The organism is Actinoplanes sp. NBRC 103695, from assembly GCF_030269485.1.
Classification (GTDB): Bacteria; Actinomycetota; Actinomycetes; order Mycobacteriales; family Micromonosporaceae; genus Actinoplanes.
In genome coordinates this window covers 1-4738 of sequence record NZ_BSTL01000085.1, presented here as the reverse complement: position 1 = coordinate 4738, position 4738 = coordinate 1, and the positions used below count along the sequence as shown (strand labels likewise).

Annotated in this window: 4 protein-coding genes and 1 pseudogene; 4 read left to right on the top strand and 1 reads right to left on the bottom strand. The window is 64.3% G+C overall.

The window, feature by feature from the left end:
* Window positions 1-203: 203 nt before the first annotated feature.
* Window positions 204-701, bottom strand: a pseudogene (locus QSK31_RS48275) (transposase); the annotation flags it as partial.
* A gap of 192 nt (window positions 702-893) precedes the next feature.
* On the opposite strand from QSK31_RS48275, the gene QSK31_RS48270 reads away from it, so the two are divergent.
* The 4 genes from QSK31_RS48270 to QSK31_RS48265 all read left to right on the top strand — a co-directional run bounded on the left by QSK31_RS48270 (window position 894) and on the right by QSK31_RS48265 (window position 4302).
* Window positions 894-1136 (top strand): reverse transcriptase domain-containing protein, encoded by a 243-nt coding sequence (locus QSK31_RS48270; protein ID WP_285691955.1) that lies wholly within the window; start codon window positions 894-896, stop codon window positions 1134-1136.
* Window positions 1137-1146: 10 nt separating this feature from the next.
* Window positions 1147-1644: a reverse transcriptase domain-containing protein gene (locus QSK31_RS49120; RefSeq protein WP_352244870.1), complete on the top strand. Its 498-nt coding sequence runs from the start codon at window positions 1147-1149 to the stop codon at window positions 1642-1644.
* A 25-nt stretch (window positions 1645-1669) separates the two neighbouring features.
* Entirely contained in the window at window positions 1670-2242 is a 573-nt protein-coding gene (locus QSK31_RS49115) for a group II intron maturase-specific domain-containing protein (protein WP_352244868.1), read from the top strand.
* Between the two features lie 344 nt (window positions 2243-2586).
* Window positions 2587-4302, top strand: coding sequence for a reverse transcriptase/maturase family protein (locus QSK31_RS48265; RefSeq protein WP_285691954.1), 1716 nt, complete (start codon window positions 2587-2589; stop codon window positions 4300-4302).
* Window positions 4303-4738: the final 436 nt, after the last annotated feature.

The following is a 4738-nucleotide window of genomic DNA, read 5'->3' as shown; positions in this document are numbered from 1 at the left end:
TGGTTTAGTCACCTTCGCTCGTACTGAAGGCCCTTCCCCATGTCACGACACCACGCCGTACAGGCGCGCACAAGACATCGATCTTCGCCTCGTACCGACGGCCGGAAACCCTTATTTACCAGGGTCTTAGTGGTTGGCTGGGGTGAGCCGGCCCTCGAAGGCGATCTGGAAGGCGTTCAACGGCGCCTTCCAGCGCATGTTCCCTTGACCTTGATAGCATCGATGAACACGACTGGATGGACGCGGTCGAGGGGCCGATTCTGCCGCTCGACCGCGCCGTCCGTCACCTTGTCGGTGATGGTGGAGATCGTCTGCTTCGACACCTCGGTGCCATACACCTCGGCCAAGTGTGCGGCGACCTCCCCGTGGGTCAAACCCTTGGCCGACAACGACAAGACCAGATCGTCAACCCCAGACATACGGCGTTGACGCTTACGCACGATCTGCGGCTCGAACGAGCCGGCCACGTCGCGTGGGACCCGGACCTCGACCGGACCGACATCAGTGATCACCGTCTTCGCGCGGTGCCCGTTCCGCGAGTTCCCGCTGCCCACGCCGACCGGATCGTGCTTGTCATAGCCGACGTGATCGGTGATCTCGCCTTCCAGCGCGGACTCCAGGACCCGCTTGGTCAGCTGTTGCAACAGAGCACCCTCACCGGTCAGCTTCAGCCCGTCACCAAGAGCCTGGTCGACCAGCATCGCGACCAGCTGATCATCCGTGACCACACCCGCCGGCCCGCCGGACGGACCCTGCTCGACGATAGGTTCCGTCGTCATCCTGGCGTGTCCCTTGAAGATCGAGATCCGCCGCTATTTTTACAGTCCCGCACCTGGCACCGGCAAACCCACTGATTACAGCAGGAGGAGCAGTATGAAACGACCGTCCCGACCATCGGGGACCGAGTCGCACAGACGGTGGTGGCCAGGCGGGTGGAGGAGAAGGTCGAACCGATCTTCCATCCGGATTCCTACGGCTACCGGCCGAACCGGTCGGCGCTGGACGCGGTGGCGGCCTGCCTGCGGCGGTGTTGGAAATACGACTGGGTGATCGACCTTGACGTCCAGAAGCTCCTCGACAGTGTCGATCATGACCTCATGCTCAAAGCGGTAGAGGCGAATACCGATTTGCCGTGAGTTCTGCTCTATGTGCGGCGGTGGCCTGCCGCCCCCGTGCAGCAGCCCGACGGCACCGTGCTGTCAACGGCGGGTTAGAAGTGGGCCAGAACCAGTCTCAGGCCGCCGTCGACACGTGCACCAGCGAGACCGTGGTACCCCGCAAGGGTCGGCGGTCTCACCCGTGCTGGCGTACCTGTTCCTGCTCTACGCGTTCGACACGTGGATGGCCCGGACGTTCCCGGCCGTGCCGTTCGAGTGTTACGCCGACGACGGTGTGGTGCATTGCGTCAGCGAAAGTCAGGCGCAGTACGTGTGCCGGGCGATCGGGAACAGGATGGCTCAAGTCGGGCTGCGGTTGCATCCCGACAAAACCAAGATCGTGTACGGCAAGCTCGGAACCGGTGCAGCAGTTACAAGCACACCGCGTTCACGTTCCTCGGGTACACGTTCCGAGCCCGCTCAGCACGGGATCGTAGCGGGAGCGTGTTCGCCGCGTTCCTGCCCGCGATCAGCAAGGAAGCCCTGAAACGGCTGAGCCGCACAGTGCGGGGGTGGCGGTTGCACCGACGCACCGAACTCGGCTGGGCCGATCTCGCCACACGAATCAACCGATCGTGCGTGGGTGGATGCGCTACTACGGGCAGTTCTACCGTTCCGCGATGTTCACCCTCCTGGCACGCATTAACTCCTATCTGGTGCGTTGGATCCGCAAGAAGTACAAACGGCTACATGCTGTCACGAAAGCCCACGCGGCTTGGGAACGCGTCATCACGCAGCATCCCGGCTACTTCGCCCACTGGGCCTGGGTTAAGCATCCTCTGGTGACAAGAGCGGAGTGCCGGGAAACTGTGCGCCGTCTAATTCGGCGCCAGATTGCCCCTTCAGGGGGCCGAGGTTCGGGAGGAGGTGACCTCGGGGCCACCCGCCTTACCTGGACGCGAAAGCGCGAGGGGACCACAGCATGGCGGGGAAGCGCGGAACGCTGCGAAGACACCGAAGGCGTTGCTGTGCAAGGCCCGCGTGATATGGCGAAGGCCAGACTGCTTGAATCCCAGTCTCCAGCGGTGAAAACGTGCACACTCCCCGACACGGTGTCTTTTGTCGGGGCCGCCGGCATCGGATGATTCCGACTTTCGTCATCTCAACCCTCCTGACCGGCGGGCGACGAGTAATGAACTCGTTCAAGGGGACGGACCGGGACGCCTACGTCACGCTCGACACGTCTGGCGCAAGAGGAATTCGGGATGGCCTACGGGGCGAGAGCCCTACGGCCACGGAGTGTCCGTAGGGCTCGCCGGAGTCACGACCGGCCACGGAGCCCGGGAGAGCCGGTGCGCAGGGCGAAGGGACACAGGTGCTGACGATCAACATTGGACGGTGAGGTACGCGAGATGCGAGACGCCGCAACCGTACTGGAGATCATTCGTGAACGAGGCAAGAGGGGGTTGCCACTGGAACGGGTCTACCGATGTTTGTTCAACCCGGACCTGTATCTACTCGCCTACGGGAAGATCTACCGCAACGCGGGAGCGATGACCCCCGGTGTCACGCGGGAGACCGTGGACGGCATGCGCCTCGGCAAGATCGAGGCGATGATCGGGGCGCTCCGGCAGGAACGCTACCGGTGGACCCCGGTGCGACGCACCTACATCGAGAAGAAGGGATCGTCGAAGAAGCGTCCGTTGGGGTTGCCGACGTGGTCGGACAAACTGCTGCAAGAAGTGCTGCGCCTGATTTGGAGGCGTATTACGAGCCGCGGTTCTCCGACCGTTCCCACGGGTTCCGTCCGGGCCGGGGATGTCATACCGCCCTGCTGGAGGTCTATCACCAATGGCGGGGAACGGTGTGGTTCGTTGAGGGTGACGTCACCGACTGTTTCGGATCATTAGACCACTCGATCATGAGATCGATTCTGGCCGAGAAGATCCACGACGGCCGGTTCCTGCGCCTGATCGACGGGCTGCTTCAGGCTGGATATCTGGAGGACTGGCGCTACCACGCCACGCTCAGCGGCTGTCCGCAAGGCGGGATCGTGTCGCCGGTCCTGTCGAACATCTACCTGGACCGGTTGGACCAATACATCGAGCAGACCCTGCTACCTGCCCACAACCAGGGAGCACGACGCACGCCATATCGGCCTTACATGCGGTTATGGCAACGCGCCCACAAACTCGAACAGCGAGGAGACCGCGACGGCGGACGAACGCTGCGCAAGCAGATGACGACCATGCCCTCGCGCGACCCGAACGATCCGAGCTACCGGCGTTTGCACTACTGCCGCTACGCCGACGACTGGCGGCTCGGCTTCACCGGTCCCCGGCAGGAAGCCGAACAGATCAAGACCGAGGTCGGCCAGTTCCTGCACGAACACCTCAAGCTGGAACTATCCCCGGCCAAGACCCTGATCACGCACGGGCGGACGAAGGCTGCCCGGTTCCTCGGCTACGAGATCGTGACCTTGCACACCGACGACAAGCATGATCGGCGCGGTCACCGCAGTATCAACGCGGCGATCGGACTGAAAGTGCCCGCCGACGTCGTCCACGCCAAATGCCAGCCCTACCTGCACCACGGCAAACCGATCCGGCGTACCGAACGCATCGTCGACACTGACTTCAGTATCGTCACGCAGTTCCAAGCCGAGTTCCGGGGCGTCGCGGAATACTACCGGCTGGCGTTCAACCGCCACCGGCTCGGCCGACTCAAGTACGTCATGGAACGGTCACTGACCAAAACTCTGGCCCGCAAATACCGGACCAGGGTCGCTCAGGTCTACCACCGCTACCACGCCGTGCTGGACACCGAGCACGGACCGCGTCGCGGCTTACGGGTCACCGTCGACCGCGACGGCGGCAAGCCGCCGCTGGTAGCGCAGTGGGGCGGTATCAGCCTGGCGCGGGACATCACGCCTCGCCCTCTCTACGACAACCCGTCCCGCATCTGGAGCAACCGCCGGTCCGAGGTCGTGCAACGGCTCCTGGCCGACGCCTGCGAACTATGCGGGGCAACCGAAAAGGTGGAAGTGCACCACGTCCGCGCCCTCAAGGACTTGAACCCCAAGGGCCGACAGCACCCACCTGAATGGGTCACCCGGATGGCATCTCGCCGCCGCAAGACCCTGGTCGTCTGCCGCGCATGCCATGAGGACATCCACGCTGGACGTCCGACACGGCAATCGCGATAAGCACTGGAGAGCCGGATGCCACGGAAATCGGGCACGTCCGGTTCGGTGGGGGGACGTCGGAAAAGGGCCCGATCACAGGCACCTCGCTGGCGTCCTAACCAACGTCACGCCCGGATCTGAGGGAGCCCGGAGGTGAGATCCCTCCGGGCTACCCGACCGTGCCCGTGGCCCAGTGGGCCTGCACGGCCTCACGCCCCTGCGCGCCGACCGGGGGTCGGCCAGCAGCAGCTCGGCGAACCTCTCGTACTGTTCCCGGACGACTGCAGCACCGCGCCGAGCCCGGCGGCCACGCTGTCGCCGGCCGGCTGACCGACCCGCAGGACGCCTCCGCGGCAGCGTCGTGTGTGCGCTCCCCGGCACGCCGGTGACCAGCGCGAACCGGGCACCGGCGGTGTCCAGCACACCGAGCTGTACGCCTCGGCCCATCATGATCCGC

Bases quoted from the DNA above. Each gene is read 5' to 3' on its own strand.
- QSK31_RS49120 (WP_352244870.1), top strand. From the start codon at position 1,147: ATGTGCGGCGGTGGCCTGCCGCCCCCGTGCAGCAGCCCGACGGCACCG.
- QSK31_RS48265 (WP_285691954.1), top strand. From the start codon at position 2,587: ATGTTTGTTCAACCCGGACCTGTATCTACTCGCCTACGGGAAGATCTA.